This window comes from Streptomyces sp. NPDC028635, assembly GCF_040637635.1.
Classification (GTDB): Bacteria; Actinomycetota; Actinomycetes; order Streptomycetales; family Streptomycetaceae; genus Streptomyces.
This window is the reverse complement of sequence record NZ_JBEZWX010000006.1, coordinates 23477-49955: the sequence shown is the minus strand read 5'-3', so window position 1 is coordinate 49955 and position 26479 is coordinate 23477. Positions and strand designations below refer to the sequence as shown.

The 26479-nt window shown below is 74.6% G+C and carries 20 protein-coding genes and 1 pseudogene; 10 read left to right on the top strand and 11 right to left on the bottom strand.

Translation table 11 applies throughout. The features are described from left to right. Positions 1–75: 75 nt before the first annotated feature. Both AB0E88_RS08760 and AB0E88_RS08755 read right to left on the bottom strand, forming a co-directional pair. On the bottom strand, positions 76–2247 hold the full coding sequence (locus AB0E88_RS08760) for a TerD family protein (RefSeq protein ID WP_361626092.1): 2172 nt from the start codon (positions 2245–2247) through the stop codon (positions 76–78). Between the two features lie 86 nt (positions 2248–2333). Beyond that, positions 2334–2720, bottom strand: coding sequence for a DUF5997 family protein (locus AB0E88_RS08755; protein WP_361626089.1), 387 nt, complete (start codon positions 2718–2720; stop codon positions 2334–2336). A gap of 59 nt (positions 2721–2779) precedes the next feature. Here AB0E88_RS08755 and AB0E88_RS08750 point away from each other — a divergent pair, with 59 nt between their 5' ends. Further along, the gene (locus AB0E88_RS08750; RefSeq protein WP_361626086.1) at positions 2780–3616 is read left to right on the top strand and encodes a LysR family substrate-binding domain-containing protein; all 837 of its coding nucleotides are present in this window, start codon (positions 2780–2782) and stop codon (positions 3614–3616) included. Between the two features lie 300 nt (positions 3617–3916). Here AB0E88_RS08750 and AB0E88_RS08745 read toward each other — a convergent pair whose 3' ends face one another. Beyond that, complete coding sequence (locus AB0E88_RS08745; protein WP_103785646.1) at positions 3917–4393, bottom strand: Lrp/AsnC family transcriptional regulator; 477 nt, start codon at positions 4391–4393, stop codon at positions 3917–3919. Positions 4394–4655: 262 nt separating this feature from the next. Here AB0E88_RS08745 and AB0E88_RS08740 point away from each other — a divergent pair, with 262 nt between their 5' ends. Then, complete coding sequence (locus tag AB0E88_RS08740; RefSeq protein WP_361626082.1) at positions 4656–6152, top strand: FUSC family protein; 1497 nt, start codon at positions 4656–4658, stop codon at positions 6150–6152. A 273-nt stretch (positions 6153–6425) separates the two neighbouring features. After that, positions 6426–7454: a lactonase family protein gene (locus AB0E88_RS08735; RefSeq protein WP_361626079.1), complete on the top strand. Its 1029-nt coding sequence runs from the start codon at positions 6426–6428 to the stop codon at positions 7452–7454. Between the two features lie 183 nt (positions 7455–7637). Here AB0E88_RS08735 and AB0E88_RS08730 read toward each other — a convergent pair whose 3' ends face one another. From AB0E88_RS08730 to AB0E88_RS08715, 4 genes are all read right to left on the bottom strand, one after another. Next, on the bottom strand, positions 7638–8561 hold the full coding sequence (locus tag AB0E88_RS08730; protein WP_361626076.1) for a hypothetical protein: 924 nt from the start codon (positions 8559–8561) through the stop codon (positions 7638–7640). A 152-nt stretch (positions 8562–8713) separates the two neighbouring features. Continuing rightward, complete coding sequence (locus tag AB0E88_RS08725; protein ID WP_361626073.1) at positions 8714–9733, bottom strand: BadF/BadG/BcrA/BcrD ATPase family protein; 1020 nt, start codon at positions 9731–9733, stop codon at positions 8714–8716. A 407-nt stretch (positions 9734–10140) separates the two neighbouring features. Next, positions 10141–10818 (bottom strand): uracil-DNA glycosylase, encoded by a 678-nt coding sequence (locus tag AB0E88_RS08720; protein ID WP_361626070.1) that lies wholly within the window; start codon positions 10816–10818, stop codon positions 10141–10143. Between the two features lie 112 nt (positions 10819–10930). Then, positions 10931–12016 carry an exo-alpha-sialidase gene (locus AB0E88_RS08715; RefSeq protein ID WP_361626067.1) on the bottom strand — a complete coding sequence of 362 codons (1086 nt, stop codon included), beginning with the start codon at positions 12014–12016 and terminating at the stop codon, positions 10931–10933. A gap of 268 nt (positions 12017–12284) precedes the next feature. Here AB0E88_RS08715 and AB0E88_RS08710 point away from each other — a divergent pair, with 268 nt between their 5' ends. Continuing rightward, on the top strand, positions 12285–12854 hold the full coding sequence (locus tag AB0E88_RS08710; protein ID WP_361626064.1) for a hypothetical protein: 570 nt from the start codon (positions 12285–12287) through the stop codon (positions 12852–12854). Positions 12855–13181: 327 nt separating this feature from the next. On the opposite strand, the gene AB0E88_RS08705 is transcribed toward AB0E88_RS08710, so the two are convergent. Beyond that, the gene (locus AB0E88_RS08705) at positions 13182–14846 is read right to left on the bottom strand and encodes an acyl-CoA dehydrogenase family protein (RefSeq protein ID WP_361626061.1); all 1665 of its coding nucleotides are present in this window, start codon (positions 14844–14846) and stop codon (positions 13182–13184) included. Between the two features lie 73 nt (positions 14847–14919). Between AB0E88_RS08705 and AB0E88_RS08700 the strand changes: the two genes are divergently transcribed. From AB0E88_RS08700 to AB0E88_RS08690, 3 genes and pseudogenes are all read left to right on the top strand, one after another. Then, positions 14920–15684, top strand: a complete 765-nt coding sequence (locus AB0E88_RS08700; RefSeq protein ID WP_361626058.1) for a PaaX family transcriptional regulator C-terminal domain-containing protein — start codon at positions 14920–14922, stop codon at positions 15682–15684. A gap of 181 nt (positions 15685–15865) precedes the next feature. Further along, positions 15866–16120: pseudogene (locus AB0E88_RS08695) on the top strand (hypothetical protein); the annotation flags it as partial. 487 nt (positions 16121–16607) lie between these two features. Continuing rightward, entirely contained in the window at positions 16608–20912 is a 4305-nt protein-coding gene (locus AB0E88_RS08690) for a cation-translocating P-type ATPase (protein WP_361626055.1), read from the top strand. Between the two features lie 265 nt (positions 20913–21177). Here AB0E88_RS08690 and AB0E88_RS08685 read toward each other — a convergent pair whose 3' ends face one another. Next, positions 21178–22257 (bottom strand): NADH:flavin oxidoreductase/NADH oxidase, encoded by a 1080-nt coding sequence (locus AB0E88_RS08685; protein ID WP_361626052.1) that lies wholly within the window; start codon positions 22255–22257, stop codon positions 21178–21180. Positions 22258–22378: 121 nt separating this feature from the next. Here AB0E88_RS08685 and AB0E88_RS08680 point away from each other — a divergent pair, with 121 nt between their 5' ends. Together AB0E88_RS08680 and AB0E88_RS08675 are read left to right on the top strand one after the other, a co-directional pair. Next, on the top strand, positions 22379–22738 hold the full coding sequence (locus AB0E88_RS08680) for a helix-turn-helix domain-containing protein (RefSeq protein ID WP_361626049.1): 360 nt from the start codon (positions 22379–22381) through the stop codon (positions 22736–22738). A 225-nt stretch (positions 22739–22963) separates the two neighbouring features. After that, entirely contained in the window at positions 22964–23449 is a 486-nt protein-coding gene (locus AB0E88_RS08675; RefSeq protein ID WP_361626046.1) for a DUF6214 family protein, read from the top strand. 64 nt (positions 23450–23513) lie between these two features. Here AB0E88_RS08675 and AB0E88_RS08670 read toward each other — a convergent pair whose 3' ends face one another. Continuing rightward, the gene (locus tag AB0E88_RS08670; RefSeq protein ID WP_361626043.1) at positions 23514–24167 is read right to left on the bottom strand and encodes a DUF305 domain-containing protein; all 654 of its coding nucleotides are present in this window, start codon (positions 24165–24167) and stop codon (positions 23514–23516) included. Positions 24168–24287: 120 nt separating this feature from the next. Between AB0E88_RS08670 and AB0E88_RS08665 the strand changes: the two genes are divergently transcribed. After that, positions 24288–25787 (top strand): hypothetical protein, encoded by a 1500-nt coding sequence (locus tag AB0E88_RS08665; RefSeq protein WP_361626040.1) that lies wholly within the window; start codon positions 24288–24290, stop codon positions 25785–25787. Here the strand turns inward: AB0E88_RS08665 and AB0E88_RS08660 are convergent. Next, on the bottom strand, positions 25775–26449 hold the full coding sequence (locus AB0E88_RS08660; RefSeq protein WP_361626037.1) for a helix-turn-helix domain-containing protein: 675 nt from the start codon (positions 26447–26449) through the stop codon (positions 25775–25777). The genes AB0E88_RS08665 and AB0E88_RS08660 overlap by 13 nt on opposite strands. Positions 26450–26479 lie beyond the last annotated feature (30 nt).

Genomic DNA, 26479 nt, shown 5'->3' with positions numbered 1-26479 from the left:
AGAGCGAAAGGGCTGATTCAAGGAGGTTTTGAGAAGGAAGCCCCTTCATGGCCTCGCCGCGGCCCAAGGTAGCAGTCACGCCGGGATCAGGTCGCGCAGATTTTCCGGCGTGATGATCCGGGAGCCGGGGTGCAGGCCGTCGGGCCGCTCCAGACCGATGTAGGTGACCGGGCCGTCCGGGACCGCCGTACCGTCCCAGCGGGTCACCGTCGTACCGCCGCCGGCCAGCAGATCGGCCAGGTGGCCCACGGTGAGGTAGTCCCGCTCCACGACACCGCGCAGCAAGGTCGCCACCGACACCTGGTTGCCCTCGACCTGGTTCGCCGAGGGATGGCCCTTCAGGTACAGGTGCAGCCACTTGGCGCGCCAGCGCCCGTCCTCGCCCCGCAGGAACGCCAGCGGCAGCGCCACCCGGCCGGGGCCCCGCAGCTCCGACTTCATCCGTACCGTGCGCGGCTCGAACGGCCGGCCCGCCTGCTCCGCCTCGCGCAGCATGAACCCGAAGAAGGACTCCTCGACCTCCTCGAAGCCCTCCCCGGAGAAGATGTTGACCTGCGGGACGATGTACGTGCCGCGCACGGCGCCGAGCCGCAGGTTGATGAACTCCGAGGCGCCGTCGGGGGCTTCGGTGATGTCACCGGAGTGCTCGCCCTCCACCGCGGACAGCGCGGTGTACGACAGCCAGCCCTGCGTCCGGTAGTCCGAGTCGAGCAGCAGCGCCGACAGGTCGAAGTCGGTGCGCTGCGCCCGCTCCTTCCAGTAGACGAAGAAGCGCAGCAGTTCACCGTCGACGGGGGAGAGGGACCCGCGCGGCAGCACGCCCAAACCGGACGCGGTCGCCTTGCCGCTGAGCGGGAGCGCCACGTCCAGCACGTCCGGGTCGACCAGGAGATGCCCCACCTCGGGCAGCCGGCGGCGCGTCTCCTCGTCGATCAGGGCGATCAGCCGCTCGCGCTCGGGCGGCAGCACCGGCGGGCGGGTGTCCTCGGTGACCCAGGCGCGGCCCGTGCGGCCCACGAACACCCGCCGCTCCCCGGTCGCCCAGGCGCGGTTGCGCAGATGCTCGGCCACCGACAGCAGTACGCGCCCCGACACCTCGCCGACGACCTGCTCGGCCGCGCCGGCCACCGCGTCCCGCTCGTCCTGGTCGAGCGCCATGCGCAGCAGCCGGTCCAGGGACCGGAACAGCTTGCCCGGCGCGGCGGCCAGCAGCTTCACCGCGCCGGTCACGTCGTGCATGGCGAGCAGCTCCTCGACCCGGCTGTCGAACGAGCGCGCCTCCTTCTCGCCCCGGGCGACGGCGAACACGTCGGCGGCGTGCGGCCACCGCGGATACTCGTGCGGGTGCAGCCGCTCCCCGAGCCGCTTGAACGCCTCCCGGTGCGCGGTGACGTCGGCGAGCTTGGCGGGCGAGGCGGCCACGACCGCGTCAAGGCCCGCGAGGAGCGCCCGGCGCACCGGCCGCAGCAGCGTCCGGAACCGGGTCGGCCCGGTCAGGGTCACATCGCCGTCGGACAGCGCGCAGGCCAGGCGCAGCACGTCGGTGACGGTGTCCAGCAGCAGCGGTGCGCCCGCCGCGAGCCGGGCCCGGTTCAGCACGGCCCGGTTCTCGCGCACCGGGATCGTCTCCGGCTGCGGCCCGTCCGCACAGGCCCCGGCGAGCAGCTCCAGGTCGCGCAGCCCGTCCTCACCCAGCGGGGTGCTGCTTCCCGCCAGCGCCAGGTACAGGGCGCCGGCCTCGTCCCGGAGCGGGCCGCCGAGGTGCAGCACGGTGAGGCGGTCGCCCGCGGCCGGGACCAGCTCGTCGTGCGCGGCGAGCATCTCGGTATAGGTGTGCCGGTAACGGCCGTAGGAGGGCAGGGTGAGCAGGTCCACCACGCCGTCGCTCAGCTGCTCCAGCGTGCTCGCACGGGTGCTGTCGTCGGCCAGTGCCTCGGCGATGCAGCGCATCCAGAAGTCGAGGGTGTCCGGGACGTTCGCCGGGAAGTCGACGAAGTAGACGTTGTGCCGGACGTGGTCGCCGACCATGGCACGGACCGTCGTCAGCACCCGGCGCGCCGTGCCGACGACCGTCGTCCCGGACAGCGACGACAGGTGCTCCAGTGCCGGCCCGGAGAGTTTGAACCCCACCGACATCAGCGCGGCGTCGAACTGCCGCGCCGCGACCTCGCCCGACCCCGCCGGTCCGGCGGGGGAGGGGATGCGGTGGGTGTGCCGTACGACCAGCTGTTCGAGGGTGTCACGCATTGCGGCATGATCGCAGCGCGCCACGAGCCGCCGCACCGGGTTTTCGCGGCCCCCGCCGATCCCTGGCGCCGGTCTCCCGCCCCCGGTCAGCCCTGGTCGCGCTCCGCGTCCCGCTGCTTCAGGCGGGCCGCCTCCTTGCGCACCTCGGCCTGGGTGGCGCGCTCCTTCACCAGCCACTCCGGCATCTCCTGCCGCAGCGCCTCGATCTCCTCGGTGGTGAGGGCGCCGGTGATCCCGGCACGCAGGAGACCCGCGTTGGACACGCCGAGCTTCGCCGCGACCACGGGACGCGGGTGCGGGCCGGTGCGTCGCAGCTCGCGCAGCCACTCCGGCGGGTCGGCCTGGAGTTCGTCGAGCTCGGCACGCGAGACGACACCCTCCTGGAACTCCTTGGGGGTGGCGGGGAGGTACACACCCAGCTTCTTCGCCGCCGTGGCCGGCTTCATCGTCTGGGTGTTCGCTTGCGACTTCATGCAGTCCAGACTATCCGCCCGGGCTGAGGCCTCCGACCACAGCCGGTAGCCTTGCGGGCGTGACAGGCTCCGAAGACTCCCCATCGTTCCGGCTCGCCTACGTCCCGGGGGTGACGCCCGCGAAGTGGGCGCGGGTCTGGAACGAGCGCCTGCCCGACGTCCCCCTCACCCTGCTCCAGGTCCCGGCCGCCCAGGCTCCGGACGTGCTGCGCGAGCAGGGCGCCGACATCGGCCTGCTGCGGCTGCCGGTGGACCGGACGTTCTTCAGCGCGATCCCCCTCTACACGGAGACGACGGTCGTCGTGGTCCCCAAGGACCACGTGGCGACCGCGGCCGACGAGGTCACTCTCGGTGATCTCGCCGACGAGGTCGTGCTGCACCCCCTCGACGACGTCCTCGGCTGGGACGGGGCGCCGCCCGGGGAGCCCGCCTTCCAGCGCCCGGAGACCACCGAGGACGCGATCGAGCTGGTCGCGGCCGGGATCGGTGTGCTGTTCGTGCCGCAGTCGCTGGCCCGGTTGTACCACCGCCGGGACCTCACCTACCGGCCGGTCACCGACGCGCCGTGTTCGAGCGTCGTCCTGTCCTGGCCGGAGGAGGCGACCACGGACCTGGTCGAGGAGTTCATCGGCATCGTGCGCGGCCGCACGGTGAACAGCACCCGGGGGCGTGGCCGGACCCAGCAGGCCGCCCAGCAGACACCGGCCAAGGGGGAGCGACGCAAGGCCGCGGGTGAGCGCAAGAGCGGGAGTGCTTCCCGCAGCGGCGGCTCGCGCACGGCCGGTTCTCGCGGCGGCGGCACGGGCGGCTCTCGCGGCGGCGGCACGGGCGGCTCTCGCGGCGGCGGCACGGGCGGTCGGCGCGGCAGCTCGGGCAAGCCCCGCCGCCGCTCGTAGCGGCATCTCGCCGATCAGGGTCGCCACCCGGACCACGTCCCCGTCCCGCCAGGTCGGCGCCACACCGTGAGGTGGCTTCCCGGGACCGGAGTGCCGCCCACCGGGCGCCCGTTGACCGTGACCCGGAAGCCGGGGCCGTCGCCCACGCCGGCCCCGGCGGCCGCAGCGCGAAGGCGGCGGTGCGGCCCCGCCGCCACCCCGGCGGCGAGGTCGTGCGCGCGGGCGTCGCCGCGGCCGCGAGGAATCCGGGGCGGCCCGGACCGCCCCAGGTGCGCCGCAGGCCACAGGTCGAAGCCGCGGTCAGGGCGCGCTCTGCCGTCCGATCGACTCGACGAGGGGCAGCAGGCGGTGCGGGACGCGTTCGCGCAGGGCGACCTCCGTGCGGGTGCGCACCACGCCGGGCAGGCTGATCACTTTCTGGATCACGTCCTCCAGGTGCGCGTTGTCGCGTGCCACGACCCGGGTCAGCATGTCCCCGCCGCCGGTGATCGAGAACGCCTCCACGATCTCCGGTACGGCCGCCAGGGCGTCACCCACGTCGTCGAGGTGGCCCTGTGTGACCTCGATGTGCACGAACGCCAGCACCGGGTGGCCCAGCGCGGCGGGGGAGAGGGTGGGGCCGGTGCCGGTGATGACGCCGTCCCGCTCGAGGCGGTCCAGCCGCGCCTGGAGCGTGCCGCGGGCCACGCCGAGGATGCGGGCGTACTCGCGCACGCTCGTGCGCGGCTGTTCGAGCAGCAGCCGCAGGATGCGGGTGTCGAGCTCGTCCACGGTCATGGTTCCACCGGTCTTCCGGATCGTGCGGTGATCACTGCCGACTGTACCAATGGCTCAGCGGCGCGAGGGCTGAGCCGACCAGCGAGGCTGGTCCGTTGGCCTGGCCTCGGCCGAGACGGAGCGGCTTCTCCTGAGCCAATGGTCCAGTGTTCAGGGACAGACTTGAGCCACCAGCCGCCTTGATGCTCTCATATTGAGGTCGATGGCGCTGCGGACCTCCGCGGCGCCTTTTTCGTGCGAGTGTGCCAGGGGGCGGTAGGCAGTGCTGAAGCGGGTGTTCGTGGCTCCGGACCCGGGACGGGTACGGCTGCGCTTCGCGGCGCGGGCCGTGCTCGGTATCGGGCTGGCCGTGATCGTGTGCGGCCTGGCCGGACATGCCCTCCCGGGCGCCGTCACCGGCGGACTCGCCGCGCTGCTCGCCCTGTTCACGGTCGCCGACGCCACCGTGCGCCGCCAGGCCGTCACCACGGCCCTGCTGCCCGTCGTCGGACTGCCGGTGCTCGCTGCCGCGGCCGTCCTGCACGACCTGCCGGTCCTGCGCGACGTCACGTTCCTCGCCGTCGTCGGCGCGGGCGTGTACGCGCGCCGGTGGGGGCCGCGCGGTCACAGCCTCGGTGTGTTCGCGTTCATGATGTTCTTCATCGCGCAGTTCCTGCACGCGGGCCCCGGACAACTGCCCGAGCTGTTCGCGGCACTGCTGCTGTCCGTGGCGTCCGCGGCCGTGGTGCGCTTCGGGCTGTGGTGCTACGAGCGACGCCTGCCCCCGGTCGCGGCTCCCGCGCCGCCCGGCGGCGGCGTACTGGCCCGGGTGACCACCCGGCAGGCCGTTCAGGCGTTCACCGGCGCCGGCTTCGCCCTGGTCGCCGGCCAGCTGGTCAGCGGGCAGCGCTGGTACTGGGCCGTCGGCGCCACCTGGTGGGTCTTCGTCAACACCACCTCGCGCGGGGAGACCCTGGTGCGCGGCTTCCGCCGGGTGCTCGGCACCGTCATCGGCATCGGGCTCGGCCTGCTCGTCGCCGTGCCCGTGCACGGCGCGCCCGTCCCCACGGCCGTCCTCGTCGCCGCGTGCGTCTTCGGCATCTTCTACTCCGCGGCCGTCTCCTACACCTGGATGATGCTCTGCGTGACGCTGCTGGCCGAGCTGCTCTACGGCCTCCTCGGCGTCCTCACCCCCGGGCTGCTGGCGCTGCGGCTGACGGAGACCGCCGTGGGGGCGCTCGGCGCCGTGCTCGCCGTGCTGTTCGTGCTGCCGGTCACCACCCACGCCGTCACCGACGCGTGGATCCAGCGTGCCCTGCGCTGCGTGCACGCCTGCACCGCCGAGGCCGCGGCGCGCCTCGCTGGCACGCCCGACGCCGACCCGGCGCCGCGGGCGGCCGAGCTGGAGCAGCTGCTCGGCCGGGTCCGGCTCTCCATCGCGCCGCTGGTGCACCCGCTGAACCCGATGCGCGGCCGCAAGGAACGCGCCCGGACCGTCCTCGCCCTCCTCGACGACTGCGCCCGCGAGATCCGCGGCCTGGTCGCCGTCGCCGCCGACCCCGAGGCCTCCCACGACGCCCGGCTGGCCGCGGCGTGCTGGCGGGTGCAGGCGGCGGTGGAGGCGCTGACCGAGGGCGAAACCCGCGAGCTCGCGGTCAGCGCCCACCCTCCGGCCACCGAACCGGCCGCCCTCGCCCACCTGCACGGCCTGGAGCGCGCCCTCGCCGAACTGGCCACCCCGCTGCGCGCCCCGTCGGGCTCACCCCTGGTGGGTGCCTGAGGGCGGTCGACGCGGCCGCGGGGGCGCCCCGGCGGCGACCGCAGCCCCTGCTGACCGGGCACGGCCGGTGGATGGCTCACCTTCCGATGGGCCGCGTACCTCGCAGCCGGTCCGCGCGGCTTCCTCGCAGCCGGTGGGCCTCGCGCCTTCTCCGCCCTCTCCCCTCCCGGGGGCCCGGCCGGGATCTGGCGGGGATCTGGCCACGTCTGGTCTAGACCGGGCCCGTCGACTGCTAGCGTCGCACCCGGTACCGGGTGACGAGAGGGGACAGCGGTGGCGAACAGCGGGCGGCGGGCGTTCATCGGGTCGTTCACGGCGGCCGGCGGCCCCGGCATCCTCACGGCGGCCGTCGCGGCCGGCAGCGGCGCGCTGACGCCCCTGAGCCGCGTCGACGGTCTTCCCGACCCCTCCTACCTCGCCCTGTCGCCCGACGGCAGCACGCTCTACGCGGTGAGCGAGACCTCCGAGGGCGGCATCGCCGCGTTCCGGGTGGACGGCGACAAACCCGAGCCGGTGGGTCCCCGCGTCGCGGTCGGCGGCGGCCCCACGTTCCTCAGCCTGTACGACGGCCACGTCCTGACCGCCGACTACGGCTCCGGCAGTGTCACCGCCGTCCCCGTCCGCGCCGACGGGACCCTCGCGCCCGCCGCCTCCGGCGTGCTGCGGCACACCGGCTCCGGGCCGCACAGCAAGCGCCAGCAGGGCCCGCACGCCCACCAGGTGCAGCCCGACCCGAGCGGCCGCTGGGCGGTCAGCGTCGACCTCGGCACGGACTCGGTGCGGGTGTGCACCCTGGTGGACGGCAGTCCGTCGGTGCACCGGGAATTCGCGATGCGGCCCGGTTCCGGCCCGCGCCACCTGGAGTTCCACCCGTCCGGCGGGTACGCCTACCTCGTCAACGAACTGACGCCCACGGTCACCGTGTGCCGCTGGGACGCCGTCGGCGGCGCCCTCACCCCGCTGGCCGAGACGCCCGTGCTGCCGCACGCCCCGGCCGGCGACGCCTACCCGTCCGGGATCGTCGCCTCGCCCGACGGCCGCTTCCTGTGGATCGCGACCCGCGGCGAGGACGTGCTGTCCGTCTTCGCGGTGGAGGGCGGCGGCGAGGTGCTGCGGCTCGCCGGGACGGTGCCGTGCGGCGGTCACTGGCCGCGGGCGCTGACCGAGGCCGACGGCGTCCTGTACGTCGCCAACGAACGCTCCGGCGACGTGACCTGGTTCGCGGTGCAGCCGGCCACCGGGATGCCCCGGCGCGGCGGCTCGATCGCGGTCCCGGCCGCGTCCTGCGTGGTCCTCGGCTGACTCCCGCCGCCGGATCGTCCGCCCCCGTCGGCCTCGTCCCTCCCGTCGGCCTCGTCGGCCCCGTCCGTCCCGTCCCGGCTCGTGCCGGCTCGTGGGGCCGTATGCCGAAGGGCCCGCTCCCTTGTGGGGAACGGGCCCTTCGGCATGGATCCGGGTGTCTCCGGGTGGTGTCGTACGGGTGGGTCAGCGGACCGGGGCGCCCTGCGCCTGCGGCGGGGTGATGCCCAGCGCCGTCGTGTACTTCGCCAGGGCCAGCTTGCCGATCGCCGGGTACGGGCCGAGCGCCTCGGCCGCCGGACAGCCCGCCTCCTTGGCCGCCCCCTCGACCAGCGAGGCGTCGATCTCCGGCCCGATCAGGTACGGCGCGAGGGCCAGCTGCTGGGAACCGGAGGACCGCAGCTGCTCGGCCACGTTCGCGATCGAACCCTCCTGGTCGAGGGCGGCCGCCATCACCGGCACGGCGAGGCGCGCGGCGAGCAGCATGCCCGTGATCCCGGCGGCCTGCACCGCCTCCTCGCCGCCCACGGCCGCGAGGATGATGCCGTCCGCGGCCGTCGCCACGGTGAACAGGCGGGCACGGTCCGCGCGGGCCAGACCGGCCTCCGACAGGCGCACGTGCAGCGCCTCGGCGAGCAGCGGGTGCGGGCCGAGCACGTCGGTCAGCTCGGCGGCGACCCGGCTGTCCATCAGGGCCTGGCGGATCCGGCGCAGCAGCGCGTTGTCCGGACCGGCCAGCAGCGGCACGACGACCGCGACCGGGCCCTCGGGTTCCTTGACCTCGAGACCTGCGGCGAGGGCGTGCTCGTAGCGGGCGGTGCGCTCCTCCGCGGCGTACACGAGCACCGACTGCAGCGTCGGGAACTCCGCGTCGTCCCCGTCCACGTACCCGATCCGCGCGTCCAGGCCGGGCAGCTCGGAGCGCGCGATGCTCACGACCTCCTCGGCGAGGCTGCGCGTGGCGGTGCCGGTCGTGCCCGGAACCGCGAGGACGAGCGCGGGCGCGCCCTCGGGAGCCGCCAGGGGCTCGGGTCGGCGGTGCCGCCCGGGCTGGCGGGGGCGCGGCATTCGTACAGGCAGGCCGGACGCGGGCCCAGTGGGGGAGCTCATGGCGCCGCATGTTACTGGTTTCCTGGGCTCCCCTGTTCGGGGAGGGTGCAGGTGAGCGGTATCCGTCCGGATTTGTCTGATGAGTTACGTACGGTTTGGAAGTGATCGGCGTCTGTTCCGGGCGACTTGTCCCGTGCGGGCGGATTGCCGGGTCATGACCCCGCCGTCTCCAGTACGTGCAGCATCGTGCCGTCGGCGGGCAGCGCAAGGGAGTCCAGGGCGAGAGCGGTGGCGACGCGGACCGCGCCGTGCAGGGGGTCGCCCTCGGCGGGCACCCGGCGCGCGTGCGGCAGCCGTGCGGCCAGTTCCTCCTCCAGGGGGACGAGCAGAGGGTCGCCCGTCTTGAACAGGCCGCCCGTGAGAGCCACGCACGGTTCGCCCGAAGGGGGGCACACGGCGGCCGCCGAGTCGGCGATGTGCCGGGCCGCCTCGCGCAGCACGGCCACGGCCACCGGGTCGCCGTCGCTCGCGCACGCCGCCACCTGCGGCGCGAACGAGGCGAGGACGGCCGGGCGGTCGGGGCGCGGGTACAGCGCGCCGGGCAACCCGGCGACCGGCCCGAACGTCTTCTCGGCGCAGGCCAGCAGCGCCGCCGAACCGCCGGGCCTGCCGTCGTGGGCGCGCAGCGCGGCCTCCAGACCCGCCCGCCCGATCCACGCGCCGGAGCCGCAGTCGCCGAGCAGATGACCCCAGCCGTCGGCCCGCCGCCAGCCGGTCAGGTCCGTGCCGACGGCGATCAGACCCGTACCGGCCGCGATCACCGCGCCGGGGCGCGAGCCCAGAGCGCCGGTGTACGCCGTGACGGCGTCCGCGGCCAGCGCCAGCCGTCGCACCTCCAGCTCCCGCCGCAGCGCGCCCGGCAGTTCGGCACGCAGCGCCTCACCGAGGGTGGCGAGCCCCGCCGCCCCGACGGTCGCCGCGACCGGCGCCGGCAGCCCGCTCTCGGTGAGCAACGCCCGGGCCAGCGGCAGCAGTTGCGCCAGCAGATGGTCCGCGTCGATGCCCCGGTCGCCGGTTCGCACCGGCTCACGCGAGGCCCGCTGCGCCAGCACCCCCCGCGCGACCGTCCCGACGGCCACGCGCAGCCCGGAACCTCCCGAGTCGACGGCGAGCACCACCGGGTCGTTCTCGCCGGGAGGCGTCTCGACGCGGCCGAGCAACTCGTGTCCCACCGCGCCGACGGCGTGGTGTGCGGCCGCACGCCCACTGGGGCCGGCGGCAGGCCTACCGGAACCGGCGGCACGCCCGTCCGGACCGGCGGCACGCCCGCCAGGACCGGTGGCCCGTCCCTCGGAACTGGCGGCACGCCCGCCAGGCCCGATGGCCCGTCCTTCGGAACCGGCGGCACGCCTGTCCGGGCCGGCGGCACGTCCACCAGGGCCGGTGGCACCGGCAGGCGGCGTGACGGGTCCGGGGGATCCGGCGGTCCCACGGGCGCCGGCCGTCCCGAGGGCACCGGCGCGCTCGGCGGCACCGGCATCGGCATCGGCACCGGCGTGCGCGTCGGGCGCCGTGGCGCCCCCGTCGGCGGAGTCCGCCGTGGACGGGGAGGAGTTGCCGCGCGCCGCGTCGGCCGGGGTCACGGCAGGCGCCAGTCCACCGGCTGGCCGCCCTGGCGGATCAGCAGGTCGTTGGCCCGGCTGAACGGACGCGAGCCGAAGAAGCCGCGGTCGGCGGACATGGGGGAAGGGTGCGCCGACTCCACGCTCGGCAGGTCGCCGAGCAAGGGACGCAGATTGCGCGCGTCCCGTCCCCACAGGATGGACACCAGCGGCTTGCCCCGGGCCGCCAGCGCCCGGATCGCCTGCTCGGTGACCTCCTCCCAGCCCTTGCCGCGGTGCGCCGCGGGCTTGCGCGGCGCCGTGGTGAGCGCCCTGTTCAGCAGCAGCACCCCCTGCCGGGTCCACGGGGTCAGATCACCGTTGGACGGGGCCGGCAGCCCCAGATCGGCCTGCAACTCGCGGTAGATGTTGATGAGGCTGCCGGGCAGCGGCCGCACGTCCGGCGCCACCGAGAACGACAGCCCCACCGCATGCCCCGGCGTCGGATAGGGATCCTGCCCGACGATCAGGACGCGGACCTCGTCGAACGGCTGCTGGAACGCCCGTAGGACGTTGGCGCCCGCCGGGAGATAGGTGCGCCCCGCGGCGATCTCCGCGCGGAGGAAGTCACCCATCGCGGCGATCTGCCCGGCCACGGGTTCCAGGGCCTTCGCCCAGCCTGCTTCGACGATTTCATGCAAGGGTCGTGGTGCCACGGGCGTCACCCTACTGCCGTACACAAGGTGACGATCAACCGGTGGCCAACACCCGCCTGCCACACCGTGTTCACTGTGTTCCCCCCTCGATCCCCCGTTCCCCCCGTGGACCTCATCCGATCACGGCCGCCCGCACACACAGCACGTCCGGCAGATGCGACGCCAACTGCCGCCAGCTGTCGCCGTCGTCGGCCGAGGCGAACACCTCGCCGTTGCGGTTGCCGAAGTAGACACCCGCCGGGTCGGCGTCGTCGGTGCACAGCGCGTCCCGCAACACCGTGCCGTAGTGGTCGTCCTGCGGCAGGCCCGCCGTGAGCGGCTCCCAGCTCTTGCCCGCGTCCGCCGTGCGGTAGACCCGGCAGCGCCGGCCGGCCGGCACCCGGTCGGCGTCGGCGTTGATCGGGAACACGTACGCCGTGTCACCGCGGTGCGGATGCGCGGCCACGGCGAAGCCGAACGTCGACGGCAGCCCCTCACCGATGTCCGTCCAGTGGGCGCCCGCGTCGTCGCTGCGGTACACCCCCCAGTGGTTCTGCAGATACAGCCGGTCCGGATTGGCCGCGTCCCGCGTCACCTTGTGCACGCACTGGCCGAACTCCGGGTGGGGATCCGGCAGGAAGACCGCGGAGACACCGGAGTTGGACGGGACCCAGCTGGCGCCGCCGTCGCTGGTGCGGAACACGCCGGCCGTCGACACGGCCACCGTCACCGCCCGCGCGTCCCGCCGGTCGGTGAGCACCGTGTGCAGGCCCTCCCCGCCGCCGCCCGGTACCCACTTCGACCGCGTGGGGTGCTCCCACAGCGGGCGGACCAGCTCGAAGGTCTCCCCGCGGTCCTCCGAGCGGTACAGCGCCGCCGGTTCCGTGCCCGCGTACACCACGTCGTCCTCGGCCGCCGCCGGGTGCAGCTGCCACACCCGCTCCAGTGAGGCACCCGTGTCCTTGGGGAACTTGACCGCCGGCGCGGACGGCTCCGTCCAGGTGCGGCCCAGGTCGTCGGAGTGGAACACCGACGGCCCCCAGTGCGCGCTGTCGCCGGCGGCCAGCAGCCGTGGCGTGTCGCCGCGCGTGTCGATCGCGACCGAGTACACGGCCTGTGCGTTGAAGTACGGACTCTCGTCGAATTCCCAGCCGCCGTCCCGCCCGCGCCCGATGAACAGGCCTTTTCGGGTGCCCACGGCCAGTAGTACCTCGGTCATGCCGAACACCTCCGCGACGTCTTTGTCCCAGACATCGGCCAGTGTGCACCCCACCACTGACAGCGGCCTCTCCTGACGGTGTCGCCGCAGGTCAGAGCGGCGATTGTGGCAGACACGGGCGGTGCGCGGGGCGTTTTCCCGACAACGCGTGCGGGGCGTGGACGACCGTGGGACCGTCGAAGCGCAGGGCTCGTCCTGAGCACCGGGCGGCCGTCCGCCGTACTGGAGGGCGCCGGGGATGCTCGCGCTGATGAGGAGGGTGCCGTCGATGGCGGTCCGTGGTCCCGAGGTCCGGCTGTGGCGCTGGCGGCGCAATCCGCTCAGGCGCCGCGCCGACAAGGTGGAGGCCTGGGTGGTGCTCGCGGTGTGGACGTGCACCGTCGTGGCCGGAGTGCTCGCGGGGCTCGGAGCGTCCCGGTCGGTCGAGCAGGGACTGGCCCGCGAGCGCGCCGAATGGCGTCCCGTCGTCGCCCGCCTCATCCAGCGGGCCCCCACGGCCGGCACCGGCTCCGACCACGTGTGGGCGGACGTCTCGTGGCGGGCGGCGGACGGCTCCGCGCACACCGGTCAGGTCCGGGTACGGCCGGGCAGCGCGACGGGCGGCCAGGTGACGGTGTGGACCGACCCGCGGGGCCGCCTCGTGTCCCGCCCCGCCACCGCCGGGCAGGCCCACCTGCGTGCCGTCCTGCTCGGCGCCCTGGCCGGAGTGAGTTCCGCGGTCGTCCCCTTCGTCGCCGGCCGCGCCCTGCGCGGCCGTCTCGAGCAGCGCCGGCTGGACCAGTGGGAGGCGGAGTGGGCCCGCTTCGGCCCGCTGTGGGGGAGGGGCAGGACGGGCTGACACCGGACGCACGGCCCGCGTCGGCCCGCGGGCCCGGCCCCGCTGTCGGCGTCCCGCCACCGCACTCGACGCCCCCGACGTCCTCGGCGTCATCCGGGCCCGGCGCCCCCGCCCGACGCCCCGCCGTCACCCGCGCCCGACGGTCTGGACGGCCACGCCACGGCGCCGCTCCCCGGCCCGCGCCGGGCCCCGGGCCTGCCCCGGCCCTCGCCGTTCCCCGGCGCCCGTTGCCGCTCCCGCCCTCACCCGCCCGTCACCGCGTCCGCCGTCACCCCGTCCCGCCCTCACCCGCCCGTCACCGCATCCGCCCTCCCCCCGTCCACGCCCTCACCCCCCGACCGGCAGCCCGCGTCGCAGGATTCCGTCGAGGTCCGCCGTGTCCGGAAGGGTGCCGAAGGCGAGGCCCCAGTCGCCGCCGAGGCGGGTCGCGCAGAAGGCGTCGGCCACCGCGGGCGGTGCGTGACGGACCAGGAGCGACGCCTGAAGGGTGAGTGCCATCCGCTCCACCAGGCGGCGCGCGCCGACCGGTGACGCCTTCCGCAGGTCGTCCCGCAGCCGCGTAACGGCGGCGTCCAGGCGCGCGTCCGCGCCCCGGGCGAGGGCGAACTCGCCGAACAGGGCCTCCTCAGTCGCCGGTTCGCGGACCAGGGCGCGCAGCACGTCGAGCGCGTTGACGTTGCCGGACCCCTCCCAGATCGACAGCAGCGGCGCCTCACGGTAGTGCCGCGGCATGCCCGAGTCCTCGACGTAGCCGTTGCCGCCCAGGCACTCCAGCGCCTCCGCGGTGAAGGCCGGGCCCCGCTTGGTCACCCAGTACTTGCCGATGGCCGTGGCGATCCGTCGGAACGCCCGCTCGCCCTCGTCGCCGCGCACCGCCCGGTCGGCCGCTCCGGCCAGCCGCAGCGTCAGCGTCGTCGCCGCCTCGGACTCCAGCGCGAGATCGGCCAGCACATTGCGCATCAGCGGCTGGTCCAGCAGCCGCGCCCCGAAAGCGCTGCGGTGCCGGACGTGGTGACCGGCCTCCACCAGCGTCTTGCGCATCAGCGTCGCGGAGGCCATCACACAGTCGAGCCGCGTGCAGTTGACCATCTCGATGATCGTCTTGACGCCCCGGCCCTCAGGCCCGACCAGCCAGGCCACGGTCCCGTCGAACTCCGGTTCCGAGGACGCGTTGGACCGGTTGCCGAGCTTGTCCTTCAGCCGCTGCACCCGGAACGGGTTGCGGCTGCCGTCCGGCAGGATGCGCGGCACCAGGAAGCACGACAACCCCTCCGGTGCCTGGGCGAGCACCAGGAACACGTCGCACATCGGCGCCGAGGTGAACCACTTGTGCCCACGCAGCGTGTACACGCCGGGTTCGGCGGTCGGCGTGGCCGTCGTCGTGTTCGTCCGGACGTCGGAGCCGCCCTGCTTCTCGGTCATCCCCATGCCCGCGAGCAGCCCGCGCTTCCGAGTCGGCACCCGCAGCCCGGGGTCGTACTCGCGGCTGGTCAGCAGCGGTTCGTACACCTTGGCCAGTTCCGGTTCGCGGCGCAGCGCGGGCACGGCGGCGTACGTCATCGACGTCGGGCAGCCGTGCCCCGCCTCGCTGTGCCCCCACACCAGTCCGCCCGCCGTCCGAGCGACGTGCGCGCCGGGACGTCCGTCCGCCCACGGCGCCCCGGCCAGACCCTCGGCGACCGCCACCCGCATCAGCTCGTGCCACGCCGGATGGAACTCGACCTCGTCGATCCGGTCGCCGTACCGGTCGTGGGTGCGCAGTTCGGGCTCGTGCCGGTTGGCCAGGTCGCCCCACTCCTGGGCCTGCACACCGCCTGCCCGCTCTCCGAGCCGCCGGATGTCCGCCTCGGCCCAGCCGGCGCCCTCCCGGCGCAGCCCCTCCAGCAGCGCCACGTCGTCGGACGCGTCGTACGGCGCGAGCGGTGGCGGCTGGTTGGTGACGTCGTGCGTGCGGTACGGCTGCGGCCACGCGGGACCCGGGAGCGAAGTCATGCCGCCATGTTGCACTCTGTCTGCGACCGTAGCAATAGTGCAACAGCGGGCGGCGCGGTTACAGTACGTCCCCATGCGCAGCACGCACGTCTCGGAGGATCCGCCCGGCGGTGGACTCGCCCTGCGCCCGCTCTCCGCCCGTTCGGTCGTCCTGAGCCTCCTGCTCGGCGCGCATCCGCCGGAGCTGCCGGTCAGGGAGCTGACCCGCGCGGTCGAGCCGTTCGGTGTCGGCGGCTCCACGCTGCGGGCGGCGCTCAGTCGCATGACCGCGGCAGGTGATCTGCGGCGCACCGGAACGGGCTACCGCATCGGCGACCGCCTCCTGGAACGCCAGCGCCGCCAGGACGAGGCGGTCCGGCCGCGCACGCGCGCGTGGCGCGGTGACTGGGAGATGGTCGTGATCACCGCGACCGGCCGTGGGCCAGCCGAACGGGCCGAACTGCGCAGCCGGCTGACCGCCCTGCGCCTGGCCGAACTGCGCGAGGGGGTCTGGCTGCGCCCGGCCAATCTCGACCGGCCGCTGCCCGCCGGACTCGCCGAGGTCGCCCAGTCCTACACCGCCCGCCCGGACCGCCCCGCACGGGAACTGATCGCGGACCTGTGGCCGTTGCACGCCTGGTCCGACACCGCCCGGGCCCTGCTCGTCCACGCGGACGAGGCCGCCCGCCCGGCCGACCGGCTCGCCGCCTTCGCCGCCCTCGTACGGCACCTGCTCGCCGATCCGGTCCTGCCGTCCGAGCTGCTCCCCGAGGACTGGCCGGCCCCGGCCCTGCGGACCGCCTACGCGGCGTACCAGGCGGAGCTGGCCGCCTCGGTGGGCCACGCCCGCACGGGCTGACGGCACCGGCGGCGGCCGTACGAGGACGTCGAACGCCACGTGAGCGTTCCGGCGCCGTCGGCAGGGGCACTGTCAGCCACCGACGCGCCGCCGCTACTCCTCCACGGAACCGCGTGATGACGAGGCGCTTTGCGGGAACCCGGCCCTCCGGAAAGCGGGGTCACGCGAGGTGAGGACAGTCATGGCAATGCAGCAGTCGCCCCCGGCGACGCTCCCGCAGCCGCTGCGCACCGCCGCCTCGGCGCTGCGGCGGGTGCCGGGTGCGGGGCTGGTGGGCCGGGCGGCCGGCGGGGCGCTGGACAGAATCGGGGCCGTGTCGCCGCGTGGCCGGCGGCTGGCGGTGTACACCGGCGCCGGAGTGCTCGGCGTCGCGGGCGTGGTGGAGTGGCCCGTCGCCCTCACCGGCGCGGCGGTGGCCTGGCTGACCCAGCCGCGGTCCGGGGACCGGGAAGGAGTCACGGCGACCGCCGGGGCACCGGCGTCCGAGACGGCGGGCCGGGCCGAACCGAGGACGGGCGGCCCGGAGCATGCGGCGGGCGGTATGCCCACATACGCCACGACGGGCGCCACGACGCACGAGGGCGCCGCCACCTCGCCCGGATCCGGGCCCGCAGGCCCGTCCGAGCCCGTGGGCACCGACACCCCCGCCCGCGCCCCTTCGTCCGAGTCCGCGGGCACCGGCGATCCCGAACCCCGCCCCGCAGCCTCGCGGCACCAAGGCGCGGTCGCGAAGAGCGCCGCCAAGCAGGTGGCGAAGAACGCGGCGCTCCACGCCTCCAGGGGGGCGAGCGCGCACTACTCCGGCACCCGGGCGCGACGGACCACGGCGTCTCCCACACGGGCCACGGCCTCTCCCACGAGGACCAGGCTGGGAGCGTCCACCCCCGACGTCCGGCCACGACACGGCGAAGAGTGAGGATTCCATGGCGCTGGGCTTGCTGAAGCTCCCCGCGGCGGCCGCCGCCGTACTGCCGGCCGCCGCCCCCCGCCTGCTGGCGCGCGGTGTCGCGCCCGCCGCCGACCTGGCCGCCGGAGCCGTCGGACTGGCCGCGGGCGCGGCCGCCGGGGTGGCCCGGGCCGGCGTCCGCGGGGCGGATGCCGCGGTCCGTGCCGGCCGCGTCAGCCGCGGTGCGCTGCCGGGCGCGGGCAGTCACTGGCGGGCCGGCCGGCGGGCGCACCTCGCGCTGCGGCCGGCCGCCGAGGAACACGTACGACGGGCGGGCGGGCTGGAGGAGACGGCGCGGCGGGTGGCGCGCATCCTCGCCGAACGGCCCGACGTCGCCTTCGCGTACTGGGACGGCGGGCTGGCCCGGCTGGTGGTGGCCGCGACCGAGGACGCCCTGACCGACCGGGTCGTCGAACACGCCACCGCGCTGGCCGAACGGCACGGCCTGGGCGCGGCGGACGCCTCCGACATCGACATCGAGGAGTTCCCGCACCCGGGCGACCCGGCCGGCGTGCGCACCGCCACGGCGGCACTGCTGACCGACGTGGCCGGGACCGGGGCCGCGCTGACCGCCTACGCGCTGCGCCTTCCGCCCTCCCCGCGCCTGGTGACGGCGTGCGTGACCCTGCTGCGCGAGAACCCCCGCGTGCGGGCCTGGCTGCGCGGGCGCTTCGGCCGCTCCCGGATGGATTTGCTGCTGGCCGCCGCCAACGCGGCCGCGCACGGCGCCGGGCAGACACCGACCGCGCTGGTCCTCGACGGCACACTGCGCGCCTGCCAGCTGGCGGAGACGGTGGCCCGCTCGGCGGCGTTCGACGCCGTCCACGACCGTTTGTGCACACCCGACCGCACCGGCGTGCACCCGAGCGCCCGGCCGCGCCCGCCGCTGCGCAGCACCCCGGCCCAGCAGTACGCCGCACACGCCGGCACCGGCAGCATGCTGGGCGCCGTGGCGGCCCTGCTCGTCAAGCACGACGTGAACGAGGCGGCCGAGGCCGTCCTCGCCGGCTCCCCGAAGGCCGCCCGCTACGGCCCCGCCGCCTTCAACGCCTTCCTGGGCATGGCCCTCGCCCGCACCGGCGTCCTCGTACGGGACAGCGAACGGCTGCGGCAGCTGGAGACCGTCGAGTCGGTGCTGCTGCATCCGAGCGCGCTGCGCACTCCGGGCGCGGGCGCCGACCCGTGGGCCGAGGCCGTCCTGGACGCCGCCCGCGCCGCCGGACTGCGGGTGGTGATGGTGGACGATCCCGCGCTCGCGGACTTCACCGGACTCGCCGACCACCTCGTTCCCGCGGACCGGCCGCTCGGGGAGGCCGTGGAACGGCTGAGGGAACGCGGCGCGGTACTCACCGTGGCCCGCGCGGCCGCCGCCGAGGACGACGACGTGCTGACCGGACTGCTCGCCGGCGATGTGGCCGTCGCGCTCGCGGACGGCGACGCCACGGTGGTGTGGGGCGCGGATCTGGTGGCGCCCGGTGGCCTGCCCGACGTGTGGCGGCTGCTGCGGGCCGTGCCCGTGGCGCGGGACGTGGGCCGCAGGTCGCAGACGCTGGCCCGGTCCGGCGCCGCCCTGTCGGGCCTGCTGGTGGCGATCGGCGACGCACGCCGTGGCCGCCGCTCCCCGATGATCCCCGGACTGCGGCACGCCCCGGTGGACGTGAGCGCGACCGCCGCGCTGCTGAGCGGCGCCCGGGCGGCACTCGGCGTCGCCGTGGCCCGCTCACCGCACCCCAGGGAACGCGTCGCCTGGCACGCCCTGGACGCCGACGCCGTACGGGAAAGGCTGGCGCGGCGCCGTGAGGACCGGCCGACCCTCAGGGAACAGACCGAGGGCCGTATGCACCAACTGTCCAAGCGGGCCGAGAAGATCCCCGTGCTCGCGCCGGTGCGCTGGACCCTCCAGCTGGCCCGTGCGGTGCGCGGCGAACTCCAGGACCCGCTCACTCCCGTCCTCACGGTCGGCTCGGCCGCCGAGGCGATCCTCGGCTCGGCCGCGGACGCGCTGCTGGTGGTCGGCGCGCTCGATCTGAACGCCCTGGTCGGGGGCGTCCAGCGGCTGCGCGCCGAGCGGGCGCTGTCCGGGCTGCTCGCCGAGCACAAGCGCAAGGCGCGCCTCACCTCGGAGGAGTGGCGCGAACCCCGTACGGTCGACGCCGCCAAGCTGCACCCCGGCGACGTCATCGACCTCAAGGCGGACGACGTCGTCCCGGCCGACGCCCGGCTGCTGTGGGCCGACGGCCTGGAGGTCGACGAGTCCGCGCTGACCGGCGAGTCGCTGCCGGTGGACAAGGTCACCGACGCCTGCCCGGCCGCCGCGGTCGCCGAGCGGCGCTGCATGGTCTTCGAGGGGACGACCGTGGTGGCAGGCAGCGCCCGCGCCGTCGTCGTCGAGACCGGTGAGCGCACCGAGGCGTCCCGCGCGGTCCACCTGGCCGCCCGGCGGCCGCCTTCCGCGGGCGTCCAGGCCCGGCTGCAGGAACTCACCCGCAAGGCGCTGCCGCTGACCCTGGCCGGGGGCGCCGCCGTGACCGGCCTGTCGCTGCTGCGCGGTACGCCGATCCGCGAGGCGGTCAGCGGGGGAGTGGCGGTCGCCGTGGCCGCCGTACCCGAGGGGCTGCCGCTGGTGGCGACCGTGGCGCAGCTCGCCGCGGCCCGCAGGCTCAGCCGGCGCGGGGTGCTGGTGCGGGCGCCGCGCACGCTGGAGGCCCTCGGCCGGATGGACACCATCTGCTTCGACAAGACGGGCACCCTCACCGAGAACCGGCTGCGCCTGGTGCGGGTCACCGACGCCGACGGCACCGTCCGCAAGCGCGACGAGGCCCGGGACAGCCGCACCCTCGTGCAGGCGGCGCGCGCCTGCCCGCAGCTGAACGGCGGCTCCGACCGGCCGGTGCACGCCACCGACGAGGCCGTTCTGGAGGCCGCCGCCGACGATCCGCAGTGGACGCAGGAGGAAGCCCTGCCGTTCGAGGCCGCCCGCGGGTACGCCGCCGCGGTGGGACACGCTCCGGACGGCGGACGGGTCCTGGTCGTCAAGGGCGCCCCCGAGAACGTCCTGCCCGCCTGCGGCGACGGTGCAGACGAGGCGTCCGACACCGCGCACGCGCTCGCCGCCGACGGACTGCGCGTGCTCGCGGTCGCCGAACGCCGCCTGGAGGACGGCGAGTCGGGCGCGGACGCCCTCGAAGAGGCGCTGCGCGATCTGGAGTTCACCGGCCTCGTCGCACTGGCCGACGTGGCCCGCGACACGTCCAACGCGCTCGTGCACGGGCTGCGCGAGGCGGGTGTACGACCCGTCATGCTGACCGGTGACCACCCGCAGACCGCGCGGGCGATCGCCGTCGAGCTGGGCTGGCCGGAGGACACCGGCGTGGTCACCGGCGACGAGCTGGCCGCCGCCGACCGCGCCGAACGCGCCCGCATGCTGGGCGGCTGCGGTGTCGTGGCCCGGGTCGCGCCGGAACAGAAGCTCCAGGTCGTGGAGGCGCTGCGGGACGCGGGCCGGGTGGTCGGGATGGTCGGCGACGGCGCCAACGACGCCGCGGCCATCCGTGCCGCCGACATCGGGGTCGGCATCAACGCGCGCGGCTCGGCGGCCGCCCGCAACGCCGCCGACCTGGTGTTGACCAGCGACGACCTCGGGGTGCTGGTCGAGGCGGTCGGCGAGGGCCGCGCCCTGTGGCACAGCGTCGCCGACGCCATCGCCATCCTGATCGGCGGCAACGCCGGTGAGGTCGGCTTCGGCATCGTCGGCACCCTGCTGGGCGGCCGGGCGCCGCTGTCCACACGGCAGATGCTGCTGGTGAACCTCTTCACGGACCTGTTCCCGGCGATGGCCGTCGCCGTCACCCCGCACCAGGACGTGATCGACGAGGCGAGCGGGCCGCTGGGCTCGTCGATGCTGGGCGAGCCGCTGATCGAGCAGATCCGGCACCGCGCGCTGACGACCTGTCTGGGCGCGGTGGTGGCCTGGCTGTTCGGCCGGTTCACCCCGGGCACGACCCGCCGTTCCACGACGATGGCGCTGTGCGCGGTGGTCGGCACGCAGCTCGCGCAGACACTGGCCGACCGCCGGGGCAGCCCGCTGGTGCGGGCCACCGTGCTCGGATCGGCGGCGGCGCTGGTGCTGCTGGTCCAGACACCGGGCGCCAGCCAGATGTTCGGCTGCACCCCGCTCGGCCCGCTCGCCTGGACCGGCGTGGCCGCGGCGATCGCCCTGGCCCTCGCGGGCCAGCGAGCCCTGCCGCGCCTGGAGCAGACGGTACTGAGGCTGACGCGGTGAGCGCGGGGGCGCCGGGCGGGACCGTGCCGAGACCGGGTGCGGCTTCGGCCGCCCCCTGACCGCCACGGCGTCGCGGTCCGCGGACCGGCCGGTCCCGGGAACCTGCCGGTCAGGGGCTTGTCGGTCACGGGTCCGGCCGGTCCCGCGGTTTCACCGGCCGCCGGTACGCGCCGGCGTCACCCCGCCCCGCCCCACCCCCGGCACCCGCCCGCGGTCACCCCGCACCCCCGGCAACCGGCGCCACCGACAAGGCTGACGCCCCCCGTCACACCGACCGGTGGTACTGGTCCGGGACGTGGACCTCGCCGCCCAGCCGGCGTGCCGCGTGCCGGGCCCAGGACGGGTTGCGGAGCAGTTCGCGGCCGAGGAGGACCGCGTCCGCCTCACCGTTGGCGAGGATCTTCGCCGCCTGCTCCGGCTCGGTGATCAGGCCGACGGCGGCCACCGGCAGCGGCGTCTCCGCCTTGACCCGCGCGGCGAACGGCACCTGGTAGCCGGGCTCGGTCGGGATGCGCACGCCGGAGGCGTTGCCGCCGGTGGAGACGTCGAGCAGATCGACGCCGTGGGCGTGCAGCTCCCGCGCGAAGCGGACGGTGTCGTCGGCGGTCCAGCCGCCTTCCTCGAGCCAGTCGGTCGCCGAGATGCGGAAGAACAGCGGCTTGCCGTCCGGCCACACCGCCCGTACGGCGTCGACGACCTCGAGCGGGAAACGGGTCCGGTTCTCGAACGAGCCGCCGTAGGCGTCGGTGCGACGGTTGGAGTGCGGGGACAGGAACTCGCTGATCAGATAGCCGTGGGCGCCGTGGATCTCGACGATCTCGAAGCCCGCGGCCAGCGCGCGCCGGGCGGCGTCAGCGAACTGGCCGACGATGTCCCGGATCTGCTCGACCGTCAGCTCGGTGGGCACCGGGTGCCGTTCGTCGAAGGCGACGGCGCTCGGGGCCAGCGGCTGCCAGCCGTGCGCGTCGGGCCCGACCGGCGCCCCGCCCTTCCACGGCTGGTCGGTGGACGCCTTGCGCCCACCGTGACCGAGCTGGATCGCGGGCACCGTCCCCTGGCCGGCGAGGAAGCGGGTGATGCGGCGGAAGGCCTCGACCTGCCTGTCGTTCCACAGACCGAGGTCGTACGGCGAGATCCGGCCCTCGGGCGAGACGGCGGTGGCCTCGACGATGATCAGGCCCGTGCCGCCGGCCGCACGGGCCGCGTAGTGCGCGAAGTGCCAGTCGTGCGGCACCCCGGCCTCGGGACCCTCGGGCGCGGCCGAGTACTGGCACATCGGCGGCATCCACACGCGGTTGGGGATGGTCACTTCGCGCAGGGTGTAGGGCTCGAAGAGCGCACTCACGGCGGACTCCATTCGTCACGGGACCGGTGGTCGACTCGTACGATAGCCATCGTAGTACGGTGGATGTCAAACTACGAGAGCCTTCGTACAATGGAGGACATCCGACGAACTGGAGCCCGCCGTGACCCCCGCCCCCGCCACCCCCGCCGTCAGCGGCCGTGAGCTCCCGCATCCGGCGCGCGAGGAGATCCGGCTGGAGAGCGTGCTGCACGCCTTGTCCGACCCCATGCGCCTGCGTATCGTGCGCGAACTGGCAGGCGCCACGGACGAGTTGTCCTGTTCGCATTTCGACCTGCCGGTCACCAAGTCGACCACCACGCACCACTTCCGGGTGCTGCGCGAGGCCGGGGTGATCCAGCAGACCTACCGGGGCACCGCCAAGATGAACGGCCTGCGCCGCGAGGACCTGGAAGACCTCTTTCCCGGTCTGCTCGACGCCCTCCTGGACGCCGCGGCCCGCCAGGCCGCCCGGCCCGCCTGACCACTCGCCCCCCGCCGCCCTCTTCGAACCGGCCGGTTCCCCTCACCCCGCCGTGTCCGCGCGCCCCGGCGGCGCGCCCCGGCGGCTGCGCTGACAGGGTGCTGTCCGGGCGGACGGATGCGTGTCCGTTCGTATGGAATGTGATCATGCGGTTACGTTGCGTGTGTGCTTGAAGCATCCTTTCTTAATCTTTCCGATCGATCGGAGGCGGACGGCGCGGTCACCGTGTCGCCCGCGTGGGAAGTGCAGGAGGACGCCGGTGCGACCAGGTGGTTCCACGTCCTGCTGGCCTTCCCCGACGGCGCCGGTGTGGAGGCGCTCGCCGTGGTGACCGAAGGGTGCGTGTCCATCGAGGACGTCCGGGCCGAACCCGCGCTGTCCCTGGACGACCTGTCCGTGCTCGCGGACTGGATCGAGGGCCCGCTGTTCGAGGCGTGCGGGGTGGACGCCGACGACGACGAGGACGGGGCGGACGCGGGCGACGACGAGCGGTCCGGCGGGCGCCGGGCCCGTCCCGCCTGGCCGCGCGGCATCGAGGGGCGATGGCAGGTCGCCCAGGAGTACCGCGCGGCCCAGGAGGAGGGCGTCGACCCGGTCCTCGCGGTGATGTGCGCGACCGGCCACAGCCGCCGCAAGTCCCTGCGCCTGATCGCCCAGGCTCGCGACGCCGGCTTCCTGACCCCGCGTCACGCCCGTCGCAAGGCGGACTGAGCCGGGTCGTCCGGACCGGACCGGCCGCGACGCCCGGACGACCCGCGTGGCAGGGCCCGGGCCGTCACGACATCTGCCGCATCCGCGTGATCTCGCTCGTCTGCTGTGCCACCACGTCGTCGGCCATCTCCTCGATGCGGACGTTGTTGCCCTGCGCCTTGACGTCCGTCGCCATGGTGATCGCGCCCTGGTGATGAGTGATCATCAGCGTGAGGAAGAGCGCGTCGAACGCCGTGCCGCGCGCTGCCCCCAGCTGCTTCAGCTGCGCCTCGGTCGCCATGCCAGGCATCCGGCCGTGCACGTGCCCGCCGCCGGCCTCCTCCTTGCCGTACTCCTTCAGCCAGGCCCGCATGGTCGCGATCTCCGGCCCCTGGGCGGCCGCGATCCGGGCCGCGAGGCGCTTGACGTCCTCCGAACGGGCATGGTCCGGGGCGAGTTCCGTCATCCGCAGCGCCTGTTCGTGATGAGAGATCATCATGCGCGCATACGACACGTCGGCCGCGTTGGGCGTGTCGTCGTCCGCCCGCTGCTGTGCCGCCTCCCCGGCCGAGAGCGTGCGGTTGGCCTCGCCGGGCATGCCCGGCACCAGTACCGAAGGACCGCCGGCGGCAGGGGACTTGGTGTCCGCGCCGGAGTCACAGCCCCCGAGGGTGAGCGCGGCGAGGGCGGTCAGCGAGACCGTGGCGAGGGCCGGGCGCGATCCACGGCGCAGGAGCAAGGCGACCTCCCGGGTGCTTCATGACGATCCCATTGCCATCTGTTGATCTGGGCATGATGAAGACGATACTGCGGGGAAGCGTGAACCGTTCCGACCGGAACGGTGCCGAGGGAGGAAACAGTGACCCTGCACGATCCCCGAACACGACGCAGACGCCTGGGCGTTGCCGCAGCCGCGGCCGGACTGCTGGCCGCGCTGCTCACCGCCGCGCCCGCCGGCGCCATCCCCGACCCGGGCGATCACCCGTCCGCGCCGAAGGAGGTCTCCCGCAGCGCCCGGGCGCAGGCGGCCGAGGCGATCGCGGCCGGCGAGATACCCGGCCAGGACCAGATCGTCCACTCCGCCAACGTCCGCCACCTCGCCAACATCCCCAAGGACGCGCTGCCCGGCACCAATTCGGACCTCGCCTTCCAGGGCCGGTACGCCTTCGCCGGCAACTACGACGGCTTCCGCATCTTCGACATCGCCGACCCCGCGTCACCCAAGACCGTCGCGCAGGTGCTGTGCCCCGGTTCGCAGAACGACATCTCCGTCTCCGGCAACCTGCTGTTCCTGTCCACCGACTCCTCGCGCAGCGACAGCAGTTGCCACAGCACCACGCAGCCGGCGACGGAGAAGTCCTCCTGGGAGGGCATGAAGGTCTTCGACATCAGCGACAAGCGCAACCCCCGCTACGTGGCCGCCGTCGAGACGGCCTGCGGCTCGCACACCCACACGCTGGTGCCGAAGCGGGACAACGTCTACGTGTACGTCTCCTCCTACTCGCCCAGCGCGAGTTACCCCGACTGCCAGCCTCCGCACGACGGCATCTCCGTCATCAAGGTGCCGCGCGACGCTCCCGAGAAGGCGGCCGTGGTCAACTTCCCGGTGCTCTTCCCCGGTTCCGGCCCGGACGGCGGCGGAAACCCCGGCGCCCCCACCAACCCCGGCGTCTCCAAGACCACCGGCTGCCACGACCTGACCGTGCTGCCCTCCGCGGACCTGGCGGCCGGCGCCTGCATGGGTGACGGCATCCTGTTCTCCATCAAGGACCCCGAGCACCCCAAGGTCATCGACCAGGTCCAGGACAACGTCAACTTCGCCTTCTGGCACTCGGCGACCTTCAACCAGAAGGCGAACAAGGTCGTCTTCACCGACGAGCTCGGCGGCGGCGGTGCGGCCACGTGCAACGCGGCGACCGGCCCGAACCGCGGCGCCGACGGCATCTACGACATCGTCGGCAAGGGCGAGAAGCGCAAACTGGTCTTCCGCGGCTACTACAAGATCCCGCGCCACCAGGCCGACACCGAGAACTGCGTGGCCCACAACGGCTCGCTGATTCCGGTCAAGGGGCGCGACATCATGGTCCAGGCCTGGTACCAGGGAGGCGTCTCCGTCTGGGAGTTCACCGACTCCGCGCACCCGAAGGAGATCGCCTACTTCGAGCGCGGCCCGCTGACCACCGACACGCTCACCGTCGGCGGTGCGTGGTCGGCGTACTACTACAACGGCTACATCTACTCCAACGACATCGCCAAGGGCTTCGACGTGCTGAAGCTCAGCGACCGCCGTACCGACCCGGCCCGCCGCGTCCATCTGCGGGAGCTCAACGTCCAGACGCAGCCGGACTACTTCGGCTGATCCTCCGGCCGCGCGCCGGTCGCGAAGAAGCGGGACAGATCCTGCTCGCAGCCCCCGCCGGACGCCTCGGCGTCCGGCGGGTTCCCCGCGTCCCATGCCAGGCCGTAGCGCCTGAACAGCTCGGCGCGCATCGCCGTGATACGCATCGCCACGTTCGGCAGCACCATCGCGTACACGGCGCCCATCAGCACCGAGCGCAGTATCGGGTAGTCGCGGTCGATGTCGCATGAGCCGTACCCGGCGACGGTGGAGCGCAGCAGCTCCGCGAGCCGCTGCTGCTCCGGGCACTGCACGAAGCCCTCCGCCTGCAGCAGGCCCGCCATGTGCTGGCGCATCAGCACCGGTTCGTCCCGGGCCAGCCCCAGGATCGCGTCGATCGCCCGCGCCATGCGCTCGCGGCCGTCGTCGGCGCGCGGCTCGCGCTCCAGGGCCTCCTCGAGCGTGCGGTGCATCAGCCGGTGCACGGCGGACTGCACCAACTGGCGCTTGCCGGGGAAGTAGTACGACACCAGTCCGCGGGCGGAGCCGGCGCGATCGGCGATGCCGGCGAGCGTCGTCGCCTCGTAGCCGTGCTCCCTGACCAGCTCGAGTGCCGCCTGCAGCAGCCGCTCCCGGGAGCGCCGCCGCAATTCCTCATTGACCGAGGCGCTGCGCGGGGACATGCTGTAACTCCTGCGTTGACTGGCTGCCAG

Bases quoted from the DNA above. Each gene is read 5' to 3' on its own strand.
- AB0E88_RS08730 (WP_361626076.1), bottom strand. From the start codon at position 8,561: ATGAGCTCCCCCACTGGGCCCGCGTCCGGCCTGCCTGTACGAATGCCG.
- AB0E88_RS08690 (WP_361626055.1), top strand. From the start codon at position 16,608: ATGGCGCTGGGCTTGCTGAAGCTCCCCGCGGCGGCCGCCGCCGTACTG.
- AB0E88_RS08745 (WP_103785646.1), bottom strand. From the start codon at position 4,393: ATGACCGTGGACGAGCTCGACACCCGCATCCTGCGGCTGCTGCTCGAA.
- AB0E88_RS08755 (WP_361626089.1), bottom strand. From the start codon at position 2,720: ATGAAGTCGCAAGCGAACACCCAGACGATGAAGCCGGCCACGGCGGCG.
- AB0E88_RS08705 (WP_361626061.1), bottom strand. From the start codon at position 14,846: ATGACTTCGCTCCCGGGTCCCGCGTGGCCGCAGCCGTACCGCACGCAC.
- AB0E88_RS08715 (WP_361626067.1), bottom strand. From the start codon at position 12,016: ATGACCGAGGTACTACTGGCCGTGGGCACCCGAAAAGGCCTGTTCATC.
- AB0E88_RS08660 (WP_361626037.1), bottom strand. From the start codon at position 26,449: ATGTCCCCGCGCAGCGCCTCGGTCAATGAGGAATTGCGGCGGCGCTCC.
- AB0E88_RS08710 (WP_361626064.1), top strand. From the start codon at position 12,285: ATGGCGGTCCGTGGTCCCGAGGTCCGGCTGTGGCGCTGGCGGCGCAAT.
- AB0E88_RS08760 (WP_361626092.1), bottom strand. From the start codon at position 2,247: ATGCGTGACACCCTCGAACAGCTGGTCGTACGGCACACCCACCGCATC.
- AB0E88_RS08700 (WP_361626058.1), top strand. From the start codon at position 14,920: ATGCGCAGCACGCACGTCTCGGAGGATCCGCCCGGCGGTGGACTCGCC.